Source organism: Sphingomonas sp. 2SG, assembly GCF_005503285.1.
Taxonomy (GTDB): Bacteria; Pseudomonadota; Alphaproteobacteria; order Sphingomonadales; family Sphingomonadaceae; genus Sphingomonas; species Sphingomonas taxi.
This window is the reverse complement of record NZ_SCMZ01000001.1, coordinates 69325-87770: the sequence shown is the minus strand read 5'-3', so window position 1 is coordinate 87770 and position 18446 is coordinate 69325. Positions and strand designations below refer to the sequence as shown.

General features: G+C 70.8%; 16 protein-coding genes. 11 read left to right on the top strand and 5 right to left on the bottom strand.

Annotated elements, in window-relative coordinates:
- Positions 1–16: 16 nt before the first annotated feature.
- Positions 17–1615 carry an alkaline phosphatase D family protein gene (locus FFS23_RS00350; RefSeq protein WP_249340457.1) on the bottom strand — a complete coding sequence of 533 codons (1599 nt, stop codon included), beginning with the start codon at positions 1613–1615 and terminating at the stop codon, positions 17–19.
- A gap of 141 nt (positions 1616–1756) precedes the next feature.
- Between FFS23_RS00350 and FFS23_RS00345 the strand changes: the two genes are divergently transcribed.
- The 6 genes from FFS23_RS00345 (at position 1757) to FFS23_RS00320 (ending at position 7705) form a co-directional block, all read left to right on the top strand.
- A complete protein-coding gene (locus FFS23_RS00345; RefSeq protein ID WP_137896948.1) occupies positions 1757–2212 on the top strand; it encodes a MarR family winged helix-turn-helix transcriptional regulator in 456 nt (151 codons plus the stop codon).
- Positions 2213–2221: 9 nt separating this feature from the next.
- Entirely contained in the window at positions 2222–4210 is a 1989-nt protein-coding gene (locus FFS23_RS00340) for an FUSC family protein (protein ID WP_137896947.1), read from the top strand.
- Entirely contained in the window at positions 4207–4434 is a 228-nt protein-coding gene (locus tag FFS23_RS00335) for a DUF1656 domain-containing protein (RefSeq protein WP_137896946.1), read from the top strand. Before FFS23_RS00340 ends, FFS23_RS00335 begins: the two co-directional genes overlap by 4 nt.
- Positions 4435–4441: 7 nt before the next feature.
- Positions 4442–5344 carry an efflux RND transporter periplasmic adaptor subunit gene (locus tag FFS23_RS00330; RefSeq protein WP_137896945.1) on the top strand — a complete coding sequence of 301 codons (903 nt, stop codon included), beginning with the start codon at positions 4442–4444 and terminating at the stop codon, positions 5342–5344.
- A complete protein-coding gene (locus FFS23_RS00325) occupies positions 5341–6759 on the top strand; it encodes an efflux transporter outer membrane subunit (RefSeq protein ID WP_137896944.1) in 1419 nt (472 codons plus the stop codon). Before FFS23_RS00330 ends, FFS23_RS00325 begins: the two co-directional genes overlap by 4 nt.
- Before the next feature lie 70 nt (positions 6760–6829).
- Complete coding sequence (locus FFS23_RS00320; protein ID WP_137896943.1) at positions 6830–7705, top strand: SDR family oxidoreductase; 876 nt, start codon at positions 6830–6832, stop codon at positions 7703–7705.
- A 3-nt stretch (positions 7706–7708) separates the two neighbouring features.
- On the opposite strand, the gene FFS23_RS00315 is transcribed toward FFS23_RS00320, so the two are convergent.
- Positions 7709–8590 (bottom strand): LysR family transcriptional regulator, encoded by an 882-nt coding sequence (locus FFS23_RS00315; protein WP_137896942.1) that lies wholly within the window; start codon positions 8588–8590, stop codon positions 7709–7711.
- Positions 8591–8680: 90 nt separating this feature from the next.
- On the opposite strand from FFS23_RS00315, the gene FFS23_RS00310 reads away from it, so the two are divergent.
- From FFS23_RS00310 to FFS23_RS00290, 5 genes are read left to right on the top strand one after another with little or no spacing between them, the layout of a single operon-like run.
- On the top strand, positions 8681–9850 hold the full coding sequence (locus FFS23_RS00310) for an isovaleryl-CoA dehydrogenase (RefSeq protein ID WP_137896941.1): 1170 nt from the start codon (positions 8681–8683) through the stop codon (positions 9848–9850).
- Positions 9847–11442 carry a carboxyl transferase domain-containing protein gene (locus tag FFS23_RS00305; RefSeq protein ID WP_137896940.1) on the top strand — a complete coding sequence of 532 codons (1596 nt, stop codon included), beginning with the start codon at positions 9847–9849 and terminating at the stop codon, positions 11440–11442. The genes FFS23_RS00310 and FFS23_RS00305 overlap by 4 nt, the downstream gene beginning before the upstream one ends.
- A 5-nt stretch (positions 11443–11447) precedes the next feature.
- Positions 11448–13295 carry an acetyl/propionyl/methylcrotonyl-CoA carboxylase subunit alpha gene (locus FFS23_RS00300; RefSeq protein ID WP_137896939.1) on the top strand — a complete coding sequence of 616 codons (1848 nt, stop codon included), beginning with the start codon at positions 11448–11450 and terminating at the stop codon, positions 13293–13295.
- Positions 13295–13747: a MaoC family dehydratase gene (locus FFS23_RS00295; RefSeq protein ID WP_137896938.1), complete on the top strand. Its 453-nt coding sequence runs from the start codon at positions 13295–13297 to the stop codon at positions 13745–13747. Before FFS23_RS00300 ends, FFS23_RS00295 begins: the two co-directional genes overlap by 1 nt.
- Entirely contained in the window at positions 13744–14595 is an 852-nt protein-coding gene (locus FFS23_RS00290; RefSeq protein WP_137896937.1) for an HpcH/HpaI aldolase/citrate lyase family protein, read from the top strand. The genes FFS23_RS00295 and FFS23_RS00290 overlap by 4 nt, the downstream gene beginning before the upstream one ends.
- Positions 14596–14599: 4 nt before the next feature.
- Here the strand turns inward: FFS23_RS00290 and FFS23_RS00285 are convergent, their stop codons facing one another.
- From FFS23_RS00285 to FFS23_RS00275, 3 genes are read right to left on the bottom strand one after another with little or no spacing between them, the layout of a single operon-like run.
- Complete coding sequence (locus FFS23_RS00285) at positions 14600–16981, bottom strand: TonB-dependent receptor (protein WP_137896936.1); 2382 nt, start codon at positions 16979–16981, stop codon at positions 14600–14602.
- Positions 16935–17885, bottom strand: coding sequence for a FecR family protein (locus FFS23_RS00280; protein ID WP_249340456.1), 951 nt, complete (start codon positions 17883–17885; stop codon positions 16935–16937). The genes FFS23_RS00285 and FFS23_RS00280 overlap by 47 nt, the downstream gene beginning before the upstream one ends.
- A complete protein-coding gene (locus FFS23_RS00275; protein WP_137896935.1) occupies positions 17882–18388 on the bottom strand; it encodes an RNA polymerase sigma factor in 507 nt (168 codons plus the stop codon). The genes FFS23_RS00280 and FFS23_RS00275 overlap by 4 nt, the downstream gene beginning before the upstream one ends.
- Between the last annotated feature and the right edge of the window lie 58 nt (positions 18389–18446).

The following is an 18446-nucleotide window of genomic DNA, read 5'->3' as shown; positions in this document are numbered from 1 at the left end:
GAGGTGGCCGTACGGATCATGCCATCGTGTGGCGATCGCGCAACACGGTCGCGCGATGACCGACCGTGCCGCGGGCGTTGCGCGCCTTGATGCCGTCGACCATGATCCATTCGTTGGTGACGCGATCGGCGGCGACGGTCATCGCCATATAGCCGCGGCGCGACGTGTCGCACCATTTCAGCTCGGGATTGGCGCGGACGAGCGCGGCGGCGACCTGCGCGGGATCGGTGCCGACGCTGCTCTCGAATCCGGGCGAGGTGACGCTGTGGCCGGCGAATTCGACCGCGGCGGGGCGGCCGTCCTGGACGAGGTCGTAGGCCCAGGCGTTGTGGCTGTCGCCGGAGATCAGCACGGTGTTGCCGCCGATCTGCTGCACCGACTTGAGGAAGCGCGCGCGGGCGGCGGGATAGCCACCCCAATTGTCGTAATTGAACGGCAGGCCCAGCGCCCCGGCGGCGACGCCGGCGCTGACGTAGCCGCGCGCCTCCGGCTTCATCGCGGCGAGCCAGCCCTGCGTCTCGGGCGGCATCACCGTGGCACCCATGATCGTGCCGAAGCCGACGATCTGCCACGGCCGGCCGCTGCGCACCGAGGCGCGCATCGCGTGGCTCAGCCACACCTCCTGCTGGCTGCCCATCATCGTCACCGCCGGGTCCTGCCACGGACCGTCGCGGAACGCCTTGAGCGCGGCGACGGGGTCGGCGGCGCGGAACAGCGGCGCGACATCGGGCTGGCGGGTGCGCGCGAGCAGCCGCGTCTCGGTGCGGAACAGCGTCGCGAGGCCACCGATGTCATAGGCCTTCCACGGCTCGTCGGAGACCGGCATCCATTCGCGATAGGCCTGGATCGAGGCGGCGCGGCGGGCATTCCAGTCGCCCTCGGTCTCGGGCGTATGGTTCTCGGCGCCGCCCTCCCAACTGTCGTTGGCACTCTCGTGATCGTCCCATTGCACGATCATCGGCATGGCGCGGTGGAGCGCCTGCAGATCGGGATCGGCGCGGTAGCTGCCGTAGCGCAGGCGATAATCGGCGAGGTGGATGATCTCGCTCTGCGGCGCCGGGGTGCGGCCGGGGACGGCGTCGGCGGGCAGCGGATAATGCGCCGGCGCATATTCGTAGAGATAATCGCCGAGATGGATGGCGCAGTCGAAGCCGCCCTGCGCGACGGCGTGCGCATACGCGTTGAACCAGCCGAAGCCGATGTTCGAGCAGGAGAAGATCGCGGCGCGCCAGGTCTTCATGCCGTCTTCGGGCAGCGTCGCGGTACGGCCGACCGGCGAGTGGCTGCCGTCCGGCGCGACGAAGCGATAGTGATAGCTGCGGCCGGGCTGGAGGCCGTCGACGGTGATCTTGGCGGTATGGTCGCGCCACGGGCCGGTGATCTGCGCCCCGCCGGTGACGACGCGGGCGAAGTCGGGGGTCTCCGCGACCTCGACGCGCAGCTCGACGGGGCCGCCGTCGGCGGGGACGAAGCGGGTCCACAGCAGCACCGAATCGGCGGCGGGCTCGCCGCTCGCCACCGCATGGGTGAAGCCGCGGGCGTTGCCCAGTGCCTGGAGCGCGAGCGCGCCGCCGGGCAGCGCGGTGGCGCCCAGCCCGATCATGGCGGTCTTCATAAGCATGCGGCGATCGAGAATCATGATGGTGCTCCGGTGTCGTTGCGCCGCCCATGCAATGCGATTGTGAAACGTGCGCGACGCCTACCGCGCCGCAACATAACCCTTGCGATTAGTTAGATACCTATCTATCTGAACCGAGTGACCCGTCCTACCCCTGCCCAGATGCGCGCCTTTTCGGCGCACCTCGTGCCGCTCGGCCGTCGCTATCGGCGCGCGCTCGACGACGGCCTCGCCGGCCTGTCGCTGTCGCATACGCCGGCGCTGGCGGTGATGCTGATCGGCCGCGCCGCCGAAGGGCTGCGCCAGGGCGCGCTCGCCGACCAGCTCGGCGTCGAGGCGCCCTCGGTGGTGCCGCTGATCGACCAGCTCGAACGCAGCGGCCTCGTCGAGCGGCGCGTCGACACCACCGATAAGCGCGCGCGCCTGCTCCATCTGACCGCCGCGGGCACGACGCTCGCCGCGCAGGTCGAGTCGCGTACCGCGGAGATCCGCCAGACGCTGCTCGCCTGTATCGAGGCGGAGGAGCTGGTGGTCGCGACGCGGGTGCTCGACCGGCTCCATGCGACGATGACGCGCCTCGACGATCAGGGCTGAGCCACGGCGATGCGGATCGGGCTGCGCGAGACGGTATTCTCGGTCAATTGCTTCGCGGCGGCGATGCTGGCGCTGTTCGTGTCCTTCTCGCTCGGGCTGGAGCGGCCGTTCTGGGCGATGGCGACGGTCTATATCACCAGCCAGCCGTTGAGCGGCGCGGTCCGGTCCAAGGCGGTGTTCCGGCTCGCCGGCACCGCGGTCGGCGGGATCGTCACCGTGCTGCTGGTGCCGGCGCTGGTCAATGCGCCGGTGCTGCTGTCGCTGGCGCTCGCTTCGTGGGTGGCGCTGTGCCAGTTCGTCTCGCTGCTCGACCGGACGCCGCGATCCTATCTGTTCATGCTGGCGGGCTATACCGCGGCGCTGATCGGCTTTCCGTCGGTGACGCATCCCGAGGCGATCTTCGACACCGCGGTGCTGCGCGTGCAAGAGATCGGCATCGGCGTGCTCTGCGCCGCGTTCATCCATGCGGTGATATGGCCGCGCAGCGTCAGCCAGGTGTTCGGCGGCCGCGTCGCCGGGGTGCTGGCGGAGGCGGAGGCGTGGATCGCTGACGTGCTCGCCGCCGCGCCGGTGGCGAGCACCGGACGCGAGCGGCGCAAGCTCGCCGGCGACATCACCGACCTGCACGTCACCGCGACGCATATTCCGTTCGACACCGCGCGCATCCGCCCGACGCGCGCGCTGCTGACCGGGATGCAGGACCGGCTGGTGCTGCTGATCCCGCTGGTCTCCGCGGTCGAGGACCGCTGGCGCAGCCTGATCGCCGCCGGGCCGCTGCCCGCGCCGCTGGCCGATGCGGTGGCGACGGTGCGCGACTGGGTGACGACCCCCGCCCTGCCCGCCGCGCCGGTGATCGCCACGCTCCGGATTGCGCGCGACGCGGTGGCGGCGGACGGCTGGCGCGACCTGCTTGCGCTCAACCTGCTCGCCCGGCTGGAGGAGCTGGTGCTCGCTCTGGCCGAGACGCGGACGCTGGTGGCGGCGGTCGCCGATCCCGCCGGCCGTCCGCCGCCCGCGGTCGGCGCCGTTGCCGCACGGCCGCTGCATCGCGATTACGGGCTGGCACTGCTGTCCGCGACCGCGACGCTGCTGACCGTGCTCGGCTGCTGCCTGTTCTGGATCGTCACCGGCTGGCCGGAGGGGGCGGTCGCGGCGATGATCGCGGCGGTGGTCTGCTGCTTCTTCGCGACGCTGGACGATCCGGTGCCGGCGCAGCGCGGCTTCCTGCTGTGGACGATCGCGTCGCTGCCGCTCGCCGCGCTCTATCTGTTCGCGATCCTGCCGGCGATCGACGGCTTTGCGATGCTGACGCTGGCGATGGCGCCGCCGCTGCTCGTGATGGGCGCGGTGATGGCGAACCCGAGCTGGTACGGGCGGATGGTGCCGATGATGCTCGGCTTTGCGGGCGGGCTGGCGCTGACCAACAGCTTCACCGTCGACGCCGCGAGCTTCTTCAACGCCAATGTCGCGCAGATCATCGGCATCGCCGCGGCGATGGTAATGACGCGGCTGATCCGCAGCATCGGCGCCGGCACCGCGATCCGCCGGCTGCGCCGCGCCGGCTGGCGCGACCTCGCCGCGCTCGCCGAACACCCAGCGGACCCGGCGGTGGCGCAGATCGCGGCATGGCGCAGCCGCATGCTCGACCGCGTCGGCCTGCTCGCCAGCCGCATCGGCGAGGTGGAGGACGAGGAGCGCGACGCCGCCGCCGCGACGCTGCGCGAATTGCGCATGGGGCTGAGCATCGCGCAGATCGCGCCGGTCGCCGACCATGCCGCGCTGCGCGCCGCGCTGGCCCGCCACTTCCGCATGCTGGCGAGCGGCGACGATGTCGCGCCGCCGGCCGAGCTGCTCGACCGGATCGACGGCGCGATCGCCGCCGGCCGCACGATCGCCGATCCCGAGGAACGCCGCGGGCAATTGGTCAATCTCGTCGGATTGCGGCGCAACGTCTTCCCCGCCGCGCCCGACTGGCACGAAGCGCAGGCGGCGGCATGACCGCCGACCTGGATATCGGCGGCGTGTTCGTCCACCCGCTGCTGCTCGCCGCGATCCTCGCCTTCGTGCTGGCGGAGGCGATCGGCTGGGCGCTGGCGCGGGCCCGGCTGTATCGTTTCGTCTGGCATCGCGGCCTGTTCGACGTCGCGCTGACCATCGTCCTGTGGGCCGGGATCGCCGGCCTGATCACCGGCGGCGACCCCGCCGCGGCTTTTTTCAGCTAGAAAGACCATGACTCCACATCCTTCCCTGCGCGTCGTCCTGCGGATCGGCGTCACGCTCGCCGTCGTGCTGCTCGCGGTGGTCGCCGGTCGCCGGCTCTGGGCGCATTACGAGACCGAGCCGTGGACGCGCGACGGCCGCGTGCGCGCCGATATCGTCCAGGTCGCGCCGGACGTCTCCGGCCTCGTCACCGAGGTGCTGGTCCGCGACAACCAGCCGGTCGCGGCGGGGACGCCGCTGTTCCGCGTCGACCGGCCGCGCTACCGGCTGGCGGTGGCGCAGGCGGCGGCGGCGGTGGCGGCGCAGCGGGTGCAACTGGCGCAGGCGCGGCGCGAGGCGCAGCGCAACCGCACGCTCGGCGACCTCGTCGCGGGCGAGGTGCGCGAACAGGGCGACGCCAAGGTGGCGCAGCTCGCCACCGCAGTGTCGCAGGCGCAGATCGCGTTGCAGACCGCGCAGCTCAACCTCGCCCGGACCGAGGTGCGCGCGAGCGTCGCCGGCACGGTCAGCAACCTCGATCTGCGGCCCGGCGATTATGCCACCGCGGGCCATCCCGAATTTGCGATCATCGACCGCGGCTCGCTGCACATCATCGGCTATTTCGAGGAGACCAAGCTGCCACGCGTGCATGTCGGCGATCCCGTCCGCGTCCGGCTGATGGGGGACGATCAAATCATCGCCGGCCATGTGCAGAGCATCGCCGGCGGCATCGAGGATCGCGATCGCAGCGCCGGCGCCAATCTGCTCGCCAACGTCAACCCGACCTTCAGCTGGGTGCGGCTGGCGCAGCGCATTCCGGTGCGGGTGGCGATCGACCGGCTGCCGCGCGACGAGATGCTGGTGGTCGGACGTACCGCGACGGTCGAGGTGCTGCCGCGCGCCCGGCCGGTGGCGGCGGGAGCGCGGGCATGACGCGCCGCCTCGCGCTGCTGGCCGCCACGCTGCTCGCCGGCTGCACCACCGCCGGACCCGATTACCATCGGCCCGGCGCCGCGGTGATCGCGCGGCCGAGCGCCACCGCACCGTTCGTCGGCGGCGACGAGGCGGCGTTCGCGGCGATGGCGCCGGTGCCCGACCGCTGGTGGCAGCTCTATCGCGATCCGCGGCTCGACCGGCTGGTCGAACAGGCGCTCGCCGCCAACACCGACCTGCGCGTCGCGACGGCGAATATCGCGCGCGCGCAAGCGTCGCTCGACGTCGCCGAGGATGGCCGGCGCGTCCAGACGCAGGTGCAGGCGTCGCCCGGCTATGCGCAGCGTTCGGCGGAGGAGGAATTGCGGCCCGGCGCCGCTTTGCCCCGCTCCTTCGTCTATGCGGCGAGCGCCGGCATCTCCTATCAGCTCGATCTCGCCGGGCAGGTGCGCCGCGCGATCGAGGCGGCGGATGCCGATGTCGCCGCGACCCGCGCCGCCTATGACAGCGTCCGCATCACCGTCGCGGCGGACACCACCCGCGCCTATCTCGACGCCTGTTCGTCGGCACGCGAGATCGGCGTCGCGCAGCGCGCGCTCGATCTGCAAAGCCGGACGACGCGATTGACCGAGCGGCTGGTCCGCGCCGGGCGCAGCGGCTCGCTCGATGCGACGCGCTCGACGACGCAGGAGGCGCAGGTGCGTGCGACGATGCCAGGCTTGCAGGCGGCGCAGCGGCTGGCGCTGTACCGGCTGGCGACGCTGACCGGCCGACCGCCCGCCGAATTCGACCGCGATGTCGCCGCCTGTACCGGCGAACCGCATCTCGACCGGCCGATCCCGATCGGCGACGGGGCCGCCTTGCTGCGCCGTCGCCCCGACGTGCGCCGCGCCGAATGGGAGCTGCGCGCGGCGACCGCGCGGATCGGCGTCGCCACCGCCGATCTCTATCCGCGCATCGCGCTCGGCGCCTCGGTCGGTTCGGTCGGCCTTGCCGAGCGGGCATTGGGCAGCGACACGTTCAAATTCTCGCTCGGACCGCTGATCAGCTGGCAATTCCCCAACCGGACGCGGGTGCGGGCGCGGATCGCCGCGGCGCAGGCGGAGAGCGATGCCGCTTATGGGCGGTTCGACGGCGCGGTGCTGACCGCGCTGCGCGAAACCGAGAGCGGCCTGACCGTCTATGCGCGCGATCTCGACCGGGTGGCGGCGCTGCGCGAGGCGAGCCGTCAGGCGGGCAAAGCGGCACGCGATGCCGAGACGCTGTTCCGCGCCGGGCGGACCGGCTTCCTGCCGGTGCTCGACGCGCAGCGCACCGCGATCGGTGCCGAACAGACGCTCGCCGCGGCGGAAAGCCGGCTCGCCGCCGATCAGGTACAGCTGTTCCTCGCGCTCGGCGGCGGCTGGCAGACGTGATCGCGCGGGGCACGGACCGAACGCCGGCCTGCCTCGTTCCTGCTGCGACACGCCCCAGACAGGAACCCCGATGACCAACGATCCCCGCACCAGCGCCCCCACCCGTTTTCCCGACGAGCCGCAGCAGCCCGCCCCCGGTGTCGAGGCGAAGATGCGCAACCGTCCCGATCACGGCGAGGACAGCTATCGCGGCAAGGGCCTGCTCGACGGCAAGGTGGCGCTGATCACCGGCGGCGATTCGGGCATCGGCAAGGCGGTGGCGATCGCTTATGCCCGCGAAGGCGCCGACGTCGCCATCTCCTACCTCGCCGACGAACAGGTCGACGCCGAGGATACCAAAGCGTGGGTCGAGAAGGCGGGCAAGCGTTGCCTGCTGCTGCCCGGCGACATCCGCAGCGTCGCGCAGTGCACCGCCCTGGTCGACCAGACGGTGACGGAGCTCGGCAAGCTCGACATCCTCGTCAACAATGCCGCCGCGCAGACGATCAACGAGGATATCGACAGTATCGACGATGCCGAGATGGAGGGCGCCTTCGCCGCCAACGTCTTCGCGATGATCCGCCTTGCCAAGGCGGCGGCGCCGCACCTCAAGCCGGGCTCCGCGATCGTCAACACGACGAGCATCCAGGCGAAGACCGCGACCGAGAACATGATCGTCTATGCGACCACCAAGGGTGCGATCAGCAGCCTGACGATCGGCCTGTCCAACCTGTTCGCGCCCAAGGGCATCCGCGTCAACGCGGTCGCGCCGGGACCGGTGTGGACGCCGATCCAGCCGATCGCCAAGCCGAGCGACGAGCTGGAGACGCTGGGCGAATCGACCCCGCTCGGCCGCGCCGGGCAGCCGGGCGAACTCGCGCCGGCCTATGTGCTGCTCGCCTCGGACGAGGGCAGCTACATCACCGGGGCGATCGTGCCGGTGACCGGCGGCATGCCGATGTATTGAAAGTCAGTCCAGCGCGGGCGGCTCGACCGCCCGCGCCAGCGACGTCGCCAGCCAGCCGTGGCGCAGCGCCTCGGCATCGGCATGCGCGGCGAACACCAGACCGATGTCGCGGCTGAAATCGAAGCCGTCGAGATGTGCGAGCACCACGCCATCCTCGCGGAACCCCTCGGGCATGACGGTGACGCCGAGCCCGGCGCGGACGTAGCTCAACGCCTTGTCGTCGCTGGTCGTGCGCGCGGCGAACACCGGGCGGACGCCGCGGGTGGTGAAGAAGCGGCTGGTTTCGGGGAGCAATTCGCAATGGCGCCGGACGATCATCGGATCGTTGACGAGCTGTTCGGCGCGGATCACCGGCGTGCCGGCGAGCGGATGCGCCTGACCCAGCGCCAGCGCATAGCCCTCGCCGAGCAACTTCAGCCGCGCCTCGGGCGGGTCGCCGTCGCGCAGCAGCGTGAGGGCGAGGTCGATGCGGCCGCGCGCGAGCCGCTCGCGCAGGTCGCGCTCCTTGCCCTCGACGATCTCGAGCCGGTCGCCGCCGGGCGCGCTGCGCTGGTCGGCGAGCAGGCGTTCGATCCAGCGCCGCGGCGTCGTCACCAGCACGCCCAGCCGCAGCGTGCGCACCGGTGCGGTCTCCGCCACCGCGCGCTCCGCCTCGGCGAAACCGGCCTCGATCGCGCGGGCCGAGGCGACCAGCCGCGCGCCGGCGTCGGTCAGCGCGACGCGGCGGTTGGTGCGGTCGAACAGGCTTCGGCCCAGCGTCTTCTCCAGTTTGGCGATGCCGACCGACAGGGTCGGCTGCGAGACGTTGCACGCCGCCGCGGCGCGCGAGAAATTGCCGGTGTCGACCACCGACAGGAAATAGCGAAGATGGTAGCGATCGATCATAGACGGTTTCTATGATGTTCTTGCACGTCTTTCAATTTTCCATGTGACGGACGAGCGGCTACAAGGCCGCAAAAGACGGTGGAGAGACTGATGGCTGAACTGGACTTCGCGCTCGGCGAGATGGCCGACACGATCCGCGAGACGACGCGCCGCTTCGCGCTCGACCGGATCGAACCGATCGCCGCCGCGGTCGACGCCGAGGATCGCTTCGCGCGCGAATTGTGGCCGATGATGGGCGAGCTGGGCCTGCACGGCATCACCGTCGAGGAGGCGGATGGCGGACTCGGCCTCGGCTATCTCGAACATCTCATCGCCTGCGAGGAGATCAGCCGCTCGTCCGCCGCGATCGGCCTCAGCTACGGTGCGCATTCCAATCTGTGCGTCAACCAGATCCGCCGCTGGGCCAACGCCGAGCAGAAGGCCAAGTATCTGCCGAAGCTGATTTCCGGCGAGCATGTCGGCAGCCTCGCCATGTCGGAGGCGGGCGCGGGATCGGACGTCGTCTCGATGAAGCTGCGCGCCGACAAGGTCGACGGCGGCTGGCGGCTCAACGGGACCAAATTCTGGATCACCAACGCCGCTTATGCGGACACGCTGGTCGTCTATGCCAAGACGATCCCCGATGCCGGATCGAAGGGGATCACCGCCTTCCTGATCGAGAAGGATTTCGCCGGTTTTTCGATCGGGCAGAAGATCGACAAGGTCGGCATGCGCGGCTCGCCGACTGCCGAACTGGTGTTCGACGATTGCTTCGTCCCGGACGATCAGGTGATGGGGCCGCTCAACGGCGGCGTGAAGGTGCTGATGTCGGGGCTCGACTACGAGCGCGTCGTGCTGTCGGGCATCCAGCTCGGCATCATGCAGGCGTGCCTCGACGTCGTCCTGCCCTATGTCCGCGAGCGCAAGCAGTTCGGCCGGCCGATCGGCGAGTTCCAGCTGATGCAGGCCAAGGTCGCCGACATGTATGTCGCGCTCAACTCGGCGCGGGCCTATGTCTACGCCGTCGCCAAGGCGTGCGACGCGGGGCGGACGACGCGCTTCGATGCGGCGGGCTGCATCCTGCTCGCCTCGGAAAGCGCGGTGAAGGTCGCCGGCGAGGCGATCCAGGCGCTGGGCGGCGCGGGCTATACGAAGGACTGGCCGGTCGAACGCTATTGGCGCGACGCCAAATTGCTCGACATCGGCGCCGGCACCAACGAGGTGCGCCGCATGCTGATCGGCCGCGAGCTGATCGGCCATGACGCGCCGCGCGCGCAATGACGGTGCTGCGTACCGCGATCGACGCGGCCTCCACCGACTTCGCCGCCAATGACGCGCACAATCGCGCGCTCGCCGAAACGCTGCGCGAGACGGTTGCGACCAGCGCGCTCGGCGGCTCCGACCAGCATCGCGCCCGCCATGTCGCGCGCGGCAAGCTGCTGCCGCGCGACCGCGTCGAGCGGCTGCTCGATCCCGGCTCGCCGTTCCTCGAGGTGGGCGCATTGGCGGCGAACGGCATGTATGGCGGCGATGCCCCCGGCGCGGGGATGATCGCCGGCATCGGCCGCGTCTCGGGTCGCGAATGCCTCATCATCGCCAACGACCCGACGGTGAAGGGCGGCGCCTATTTCCCGATGACGGTGAAGAAGCATCTTCGCGCGCAGGAGATCGCGCGCGAGAACCGGCTGCCGTGCATCTATCTGGTCGATTCGGGCGGCGCCAATCTGCCGCATCAGGCCGAGGTATTTCCCGACCGCGATCATTTCGGCCGCATCTTCTTCAACCAGGCGCAGATGTCGGCGGAGGGGATCGCGCAGATCGCCTGCGTGATGGGCAGCTGCACCGCGGGCGGCGCCTATGTGCCCGCCATGTCCGACGAGACCGTCATCGTCCGCAATCAGGGGACGATCTTCCTCGCCGGCCCGCCGCTGGTCAAGGCGGCGACCGGCGAGGTCATCTCGGCGGAGGAGCTGGGCGGCGCCGACACGCATGCGCGCAAGTCGGGCGTCGTCGACCACGTCGCCGAGAATGACGAGCATGCGCTGCTGATCGTCCGCGATATCGTCGCGACGCTTAACCGGCCCAAGGCGGTCGATATCGAGATCGCCGCGCCGCGGGCGCCTAAGCTCGACCCGCAGGAGCTATACGGCATCGTGCCGCAGGACGTGCGCGCGCCCTATGACGTGCATGAGGTGATCGGGCGGATCGTCGACGGTTCGGACTTCCACGAGTTCAAGCCGTTGTACGGCACCACGCTCGTCTGCGGCTTCGCGCGCATCTGGGGCATGCCGGTGGCGATCCTCGCCAACAATGGCGTGCTGTTCTCGGAGAGTGCGCTGAAAGGCGCGCATTTCATCGAGCTTGCCTGCCAGCGCCGCGTCCCGTTGCTCTTCCTCCAGAACATCTCGGGCTTCATGGTCGGCGGGAAGTATGAGGCGGAAGGCATTGCGAAGAACGGCGCCAAGCTGGTGACCGCGGTCGCCACTGCCTCGGTGCCGAAGATCACCGTGCTGATCGGCGGCAGCTTCGGCGCGGGCAATTACGGCATGTGCGGGCGCGCCTATTCCCCGCGCTTCCTGTTCAGCTGGCCCAATGCGCGCATCTCGGTGATGGGCGGCGAGCAGGCGGCGAGCGTGCTCGCCACCGTGCATCGCGACGCCGATGGCTGGACGCCCGAACAGGCGGAGGCGTTCAAGGCGCCGATCCGCCAGAAATACGAGGACGAGGGCAACCCCTATTACGCCACCGCGCGGCTGTGGGACGACGGCATCATCGATCCCGTCCAGACCCGCGACGTGCTCGGCCTCGCCTTTTCCGCGGCGCTCAACGCGCCCATTCCCCAATCGCCGTCCTTCGGCGTGTTCCGGATGTGATGGCCATGATCGAGAGCCTGCTCATCGCCAATCGCGGCGAAATCGCCCGCCGCATCATCCGCACCGCGCGGCGGCTCGGCATCCGCACGATCGCGGTCCATTCCGACGTCGATGCCGCCATGCCCTTCGTCCGCGAGGCGGATGCGGCGGTGTGCATCGGCACCGCGCTCGCCGCCGACAGCTATCTGCGGCAGGATCGCATCCTCGCCGCCGCCCGCGAGACGGGCGCGGCGGCGATCCATCCCGGCTACGGCTTCCTGTCGGAGAATGCCGAATTCGCCGAGGCGGTGGTCGCCGCGGGCCTCGTCTGGGTCGGCGCGCCGCCCGCCAGCATCCGCGCGATGGGCCTCAAGGATGCCGCCAAGCAACGGATGATCGCCGCCGGTGTGCCGGTGACGCCGGGCTATCTCGGCGCCGACCAGTCGCCCGAACGCCTGCAGGCGGAGGCCGATGCGATCGGCTATCCGGTGCTCATCAAGGCGGTCGCCGGCGGCGGCGGCAAGGGGATGCGCAAGGTCGATGCGCGCGAGGATTTCGCCGAACTGCTCGCCAGTTGCCAGCGCGAGGCGGCCGCCTCGTTCGGCAACACGCAAGTGCTGATCGAAAAGTACATCCTGTCGCCGCGCCATATCGAGGTGCAGGTGTTCAGCGATACGCACGGGCAGGTCGTCCATCTGTTCGAGCGCGATTGCTCGCTCCAGCGCCGCCACCAGAAGGTGATCGAGGAGGCCCCCGCCCCCGGCATGGACGCCGCGACGCGCGCCGCGGTCTGCGATGCGGCGGTGCGGGCGGCGAAGGCGGTCGACTATGTCGGGGCCGGCACGATCGAGTTCATCGCCGATGGTTCGGACGGGCTCCGCGCCGACCGCATCTGGTTCATGGAGATGAACACGCGGTTGCAGGTCGAGCATCCCGTCACCGAGGCGATCACCGGGCAGGATCTGGTGGAATGGCAGCTCCGCGTCGCCTCGGACGAACCGCTGCCGCGCCGGCAGGATGAACTGTCGATACACGGCTGGGCGATGGAGGCGCGGCTCTATGCCGAGAATCCGGCGAGCGGTTTCCTGCCCTCGACCGGACCGCTCGACCGGCTGCGCTTCCCCGCCGACGTGCGTGTCGACAGCGGCGTAGAGGAAGGCGGGGCGGTGACGCCCTTCTACGACCCGATGATCGCCAAGCTGATCGTCCATGGCGGTTCGCGGCGAGAGGCGGCGGCGAGGCTCGCCGCGGCGGCGCGCGGCACGCAGGTCTGGCCGGTCAAGACCAACGCCGCCTTCCTCGCGCGCGCGGCGGCGCATCCCGATTTCGTCGCGGGGCGCGTCGATACCGGCTTCATCGAACGCCATGCCGCCGACCTGATCCCGGCGGCGGAACCCTCCCCCGCCCTATTGGGCGCGGCGGCGGCGGCGTTGCTGCCGCAGGGTGACGATCCGTGGGTGGCGCTGCGCGGCTTCCGTGCCAATCGTGCGATTGCGACTGCGATCGACGTCGAGGTCGGCGGCAAGCCCTATCGCGTCGAGCATCCCGTCGCCGGCGGAATCGTCGCCGATGGCGTGCTGTTCCTCGACGGCGAGGCGTGGCCGTTCGGCGCCCCGCGCGCCGATGTGATCGCCGGCGGCGGCGAAGGCGACGGCGCGATCCTGTCGCCGATGCCGGGCCGCGTCATCGCGGTGCTGGTCGCGGCGGGACAGGCCGTCGCGCGCGGCGAGCGGCTGCTCGTGCTGGAAGCGATGAAGATGGAACAGGCGCTGGTCGCGCCGTTCGACGGTGTCGTGGCGGAGCTCAAGGTCACGGAGGGCGCGCAGGTGCCCGAGGGGACGTTGCTCGCGCGGATCGCAGTGGAGGAGGTTTGATGGCAGGACGCAGCTTCGACGCATGGCAGGTCGGCGACCGTATCGTCCACGACATCCGCCGCACGGTGACCGAGACGGACAACCTGCTGTTCTCGACGATGACGCACAATCCGCAGCCGCTCCACCTCGACGCCGAGGCAGCGCGGGCGAGTGAATTCGGTCAGATCCTCGTCAACGGCACCTTCACCTTCGCGCTGATGGTCGGCCTGTCGGTCGGCGACACGACGCTCGGCACGCTCGTCGCCAATCTCGGCTATGACAAGCTGGTGATGCCCAAGCCGGTGTTCCTCGGCGATACGTTGCGCGCCGAAACCGAGGTGGTCGAGCTGAAGGACAGCCGCTCGCGGCCCGACGCGGGCATCGTCACCTTTGCGCATCGCATGCTCAACCAGCGCGACGAGATCGTCTGCCAGTGCCTGCGCACCGCCTTGCTCAAACGGTCGGCGGCATGAGGCTGCGCTCGCTCCTGTTCGTGCCGGGCGACCGGCCGGAGCGGTTCGCCAAGGCGGCGGCGAGCGGCGCCGACGCGCTGATCCTCGATCTCGAGGATTCGGTGGCGGCCACCGCCAAGGCGGCGGCGCGCGAGGCGGTGGCGGCGCACTTGCGCGAACCGCGCGGCGCGGTGCGGCTGTTCGTGCGGGTCAATCCGCTCGATACCGCATTGTGCGCCGAGGATATCGCTGCGCTTCACGGCCTCGCCCCCGATACAATCGTGCTGCCCAAGGCGGAGGGCGCACCCAGCGTCCGCGAGCTCGCGCAGCGGCTCGCCGCGGCCGGTATCGACGCGCCGATCCTGCCGATCGCCACCGAGACGCCGGCGGCGATCTTCGCGCTCGGCAGCTATGCGGCGGCGGGCGTGGCACTCGCCGGGATCACGTGGGGGGCGGAGGATCTGCCCGCCGCGATCGGCGCGGCGACCAGCCGCGAGGACGACGGCCGCTACACGCCGCCCTATGAGATGGCGCGGTCGCTGACGCTGTTCGCGGCGCATGCCGCCGGCGTGGCGGCGATCGACACCGTCTATCCCGCCTTCCGCGACCTCGACGGCCTCGCCGCTTATGCGCGGCGTGCGGCGCGCGACGGCTTCACCGGGATGATGGCGATCCATCCGACGCAGGTCGCCGCGATCAACGCCGCCTTCACCCCCAGCGCCGAACAGGTCGAGGCGGCGCAGCGCATCGTCGCCGCCTTCGCCGCGGCGCCCGACGCGGGGGCGTTGCAGGTCGACGGCCGGATGGTCGATGCACCGCATCTCAAACAGGCGCGCCGCCTGCTCGACCGCGCCGAGCCAGCGCGATAGCCGCTCACCAGGCCGCCGACACGCCGAGACGCACGTTGCGCGGCCGCAAGGGCGTCACCTGATTGCGCGCGGTGAGGCCGAAGGGATTGCCGAACGCGAAGCGATTGGCCGCCGCATCGGTGAGATTGTCGAGGCCGAGCGTCAGGTCGAGGTTACGCCAGCGCACGCCGGCCGAGGCACCGAAGGTGGTGTAATCGCCCTGGCTGACGTCGAGCAGATCGCCGGTGCCGAGCACCGACCGCCCGACATAGTCGACCGTCGCGCCGACCCGCGGCGCGACGCTTCGCCCCTGCCCCCAGGCGTAGCTCAGCGCGGCATGACCCGCGAACGGCGGTGTCTCGGGCAGCCGGCGATTGTCCTCGCGCGACTGGTCGGCGACCGGCCCGCGCACCCGATTGTAGGTGTAGAGCGCCGCCGCATCGAGGCGCAGTCCGGCGAGCGGCACCCAGTCGAGCGATGCCTCCAGCGTCTGGATATTGGCGTTGCCGAGATTGGTGGTGAACGGCTGGCCGCGCCGGTTGAGCAGATCGGCCTGGATGCCGCGCCACCGTGCGGTCGACGCGCTCACCGACAGGCCGAGGCCGGTCGTGCCGCGCCGCAGCCGGCGCATGCCGACTTCGCCGACCGCGATCGAATCGGCCTGATAATTGGCGACGCGGCCGATCCCCTGCGCGACTGCCAGCCCACCGGTGCGGAACCCCGTCTGGTAGCGCGCGAACAGCGCGAGATCGGGCGCGAGCCGGTAGGACAAGGCAAGCGTCGGATCGGCGCGCTGCGTCGAGCGGCCGCGGATATAGGCGCCGGGCCGCCGCGTCGCCGACGGCTCGCCGTCGATCCGCGCGCTGGTGAAGCGTCCGCCGAGCGTGACCGACAGGTCGGGGGTTACCGCCAGCGTCGTTTCGCCGAAGGCGGAGGCGGCGCGGGTGACGTTGGTGACGCCCACGATGTCCATCTGGTTGCCGGCTAGGCCGAGCGCACGCGACAGCGCCGACCGGTCGCTGACCAGGGTGAAGCCGGCGAGCCAGGAATTGCCCGCCGCGGTCGAACGCGACAGCCGCATCTCGTGCGACAGCAGCAATTTGGCGTTGTCGACATTATAGGCGACCGGCCGTCCGACGCCGCGCGGCGTCGCGTCGAACACCTCGCCGGTGTGATAATCCGCCACCCCGGTCGCCGAGACGAGACGCAGGCCGCTGTCCCAGTCCTTGGCGACGACGACGCGGCCGAACAGGAAGCGGTCCGCGAACGGCTGCGCGATCCGGCTGCTGCGCCGGTAGCTGCCGTCGCTGACCTCGGCATATTGGCCGTCGGTGGCGCGGATGCGCTGGACGACGCCGCTGGTGTCGATCCGCCAGCCGCCGCCCGGCTCGGCGCGCAGCGCGAGGCGCGCACCGACGGTGCCGACGCGGTTGACGTCGCGCCCGCGTGCCGGATCGTCGATATAGCCGCCGTCGCGCACTACATAGGCGACGCTGCGCAGCGCCAGCCGCTCGTCGAGCAGCGGCACGTTGACCATCGCCGACAGATCGTAGCCCGCCGCGCCGCCATGCGTGGCGACGACGCCGCCGCTCATCGCCGCGGCGACCCGGTCGAGCAGGGGCGCGTTCGAGGTCAGCCGCAGCACGCCACCGATCGCGCCTGCCCCGTACAAGGTCCCCTGTGGCCCCTCCATCACCTCGACCGCCTGCATGTCGTAGAGGCGCAGGCCGGGATCGGGACCGGAGGCGTTGAGCTGGACGTCGTCGAGATAGACGCTGGCGGTCGATTGGGTGGTGCCGTTGAAGCTGCTGTCGGCGATGCCGCGGATGAACACCTTGTTGCGCCCCGGCCCGAGCTGCGTGCTCTGCAGCACCGGCACCGCATTGGTGAGGTCGCTGATCGCCCCGGTCGCGCCATTGGGCTGCGCCGTCGTGCCGACCAGGGTCAGGCTGCCGGGATAGCGCAGCAAGGGGACGCGCTGCTTGCTCGCAGTGACGACGATGTCGGCGGGCACGTCGGCCGGCGGGACGGGGCGAGGCGGCGTCGGCCGTGGCGGCCGCACGCGACGCGGCGCGGCGACGATGCGATAGACGCCGCCCGGCCCGGGCACCGCGCGATAACCGGTGTCGGCGAGCAGCCGCGCGAGCGCCCGCGCGACGGGCATCGTTCCGCGCAGAGCACGGCAGCGGATGGCGTGGAGCCCCGGTTCGGTACTGACGATCTCGACGCCGCTGCTCCGCGCCAGCGTCAACACCGCCACGTCGAGCGTCGTCGCCGGGATGGCGACCGTGATCGCCGCATCGCGCGCGCGCGCGACCGACGGCAGGCAAGCGGCGGCCGCGAAGGCGGCGGAAACGAGCTTAACGTGTCGCGGTAGCGCGCTCCGCCAATACCCAGCCTTCGCCATTACGCCGCCATGTCGCCCCGATCAGTTCGGCCAGATGCGGTACGTCGCGATCGGCAGCGCCTGTGACGTGGATCATGCCGGTAAACGGGCGGCGCGACAAGTCGCCGACGATGCGCAGGTCGACGCCGAGTTGCCGGCGCAGGCTCGCCACAACCTCGCCGACCGGTATCCCCTCGAAACTGAGATCGCCGCTGCGCCAGCCGCCGACCGCGGCGGTCGGCAGCGTGCCGCGGACGATGCGGCGGTCGGCGGCCATCGTCACCGTGTCGCCGGCGCCGAGCCGCAGCCCGGCGCCGTCGGGCTGGAACAGCACCGACCCCTCCGCCACCGCGACCGAGAGGCGCTCGCCGGTGTGCAGCACGTCGAATGTAGTGCCGAGATCGCGGATCAGTTGGTCGCCGGCGCGCAGCTCGAACGGATGCGCGGCATCGTGGACGACGTGAAGCATCGCCTCGCCGCGATCGAGCGCGACACTGCGCGGATCGGTTCCGCTCACCCGCAGCAGGCTGCCGCCGTTGAGCGCAATCTGCGTCCCGTCGGCCAGGCGGACGTCGCGCCGCTCGCCGTCGCTTGTGGCATAGACGGTCTCGGCCGCGTGCGAGCCGAACGTCGTCGGCACCAGCCAAAGGGCGAGTGCCGCGGCGATCGCGCCGCCGCCCGCCAACCGCCACCAGCCGCGCGAGGCCGGCTGGTCGTCGTTCGCCGCGATCGGCATCGCATCGGGTTCGGGAAACGCCGCCGCGGCGACCAGCCGGTCGCGCATCGCCACCGCGTCATAGGCGCGCGCATGGGCCGGGGTCTCGAGCCAGGCGACGAAGCCTTCCCAATCCTCCGCCGCCATATGCTCCTGGCGCAGATGCCAGGCGATCGCCTGGTCGATGATGTTCGGTGCGTCACGGCTCACAGGCGCTGCCCCCTTCCATCATCATGACGATGCGCCACCGGCATATCCGCAGCATTCTGTTCGGCGCGGGCATGAATAATCCGGTACGCCCGCTGCAACAGCTTCTCGACACCGCTGACGCTGATCCCCAATTGCTCGGCGATGGCGCGTTGCGGCCTGTTTTCAACGCGATAGAGTCGCAATGCGGTGGCCATCCGTTCGGGCATGTCGGCGATCGCCGCCTCGATCGCGCGCAGCTCGTCGCGCATCACCAGCGTCCGTTCCGCATCGGGCAGGTCGTCGGCGGTCGGCTGCTCCTCCAGCCACGCCGCCTCGCGCGCGCCGCGACGCGCGGCGGCGATCCGCCGGTCGGTCGCCAGGTTGCTGGCGACGCGATACAGGAAGGCGGCCGGCTGCGCGATCGGCTGATCGGCGAGCTGGTCGATCCGCAACCACATGTCCTGCAGCGCATCCTCCGCATCGTCGCGGTTCCCGAGCCGCGCCGTCAACAGTCGCGACAACATCGCGCGTTGTTCGAGGAAGATGGCGCGAAGTCCGCCGTCGGCCAATCTGCGTCCGCGC

Excerpts from the sequence above, each read along its gene's own strand:
- FFS23_RS00305 (WP_137896940.1), top strand. The coding sequence starts at position 9,847 with ATGACGGTGCTGCGTACCGCGATCGACGCGGCCTCCACCGACTTCGCC.
- FFS23_RS00330 (WP_137896945.1), top strand. The coding sequence starts at position 4,442 with ATGACTCCACATCCTTCCCTGCGCGTCGTCCTGCGGATCGGCGTCACG.
- FFS23_RS00340 (WP_137896947.1), top strand. The coding sequence starts at position 2,222 with ATGCGGATCGGGCTGCGCGAGACGGTATTCTCGGTCAATTGCTTCGCG.
- FFS23_RS00320 (WP_137896943.1), top strand. The coding sequence starts at position 6,830 with ATGACCAACGATCCCCGCACCAGCGCCCCCACCCGTTTTCCCGACGAG.
- FFS23_RS00285 (WP_137896936.1), bottom strand. The coding sequence starts at position 16,981 with ATGGCGAAGGCTGGGTATTGGCGGAGCGCGCTACCGCGACACGTTAAG.
- FFS23_RS00275 (WP_137896935.1), bottom strand. The coding sequence starts at position 18,388 with ATGTTGTCGCGACTGTTGACGGCGCGGCTCGGGAACCGCGACGATGCG.
- FFS23_RS00350 (WP_249340457.1), bottom strand. The coding sequence starts at position 1,615 with ATGAAGACCGCCATGATCGGGCTGGGCGCCACCGCGCTGCCCGGCGGC.
- FFS23_RS00300 (WP_137896939.1), top strand. The coding sequence starts at position 11,448 with ATGATCGAGAGCCTGCTCATCGCCAATCGCGGCGAAATCGCCCGCCGC.
- FFS23_RS00290 (WP_137896937.1), top strand. The coding sequence starts at position 13,744 with ATGAGGCTGCGCTCGCTCCTGTTCGTGCCGGGCGACCGGCCGGAGCGG.
- FFS23_RS00295 (WP_137896938.1), top strand. The coding sequence starts at position 13,295 with ATGGCAGGACGCAGCTTCGACGCATGGCAGGTCGGCGACCGTATCGTC.
- FFS23_RS00315 (WP_137896942.1), bottom strand. The coding sequence starts at position 8,590 with ATGATCGATCGCTACCATCTTCGCTATTTCCTGTCGGTGGTCGACACC.
- FFS23_RS00335 (WP_137896946.1), top strand. The coding sequence starts at position 4,207 with ATGACCGCCGACCTGGATATCGGCGGCGTGTTCGTCCACCCGCTGCTG.
- FFS23_RS00325 (WP_137896944.1), top strand. The coding sequence starts at position 5,341 with ATGACGCGCCGCCTCGCGCTGCTGGCCGCCACGCTGCTCGCCGGCTGC.
- FFS23_RS00310 (WP_137896941.1), top strand. The coding sequence starts at position 8,681 with ATGGCTGAACTGGACTTCGCGCTCGGCGAGATGGCCGACACGATCCGC.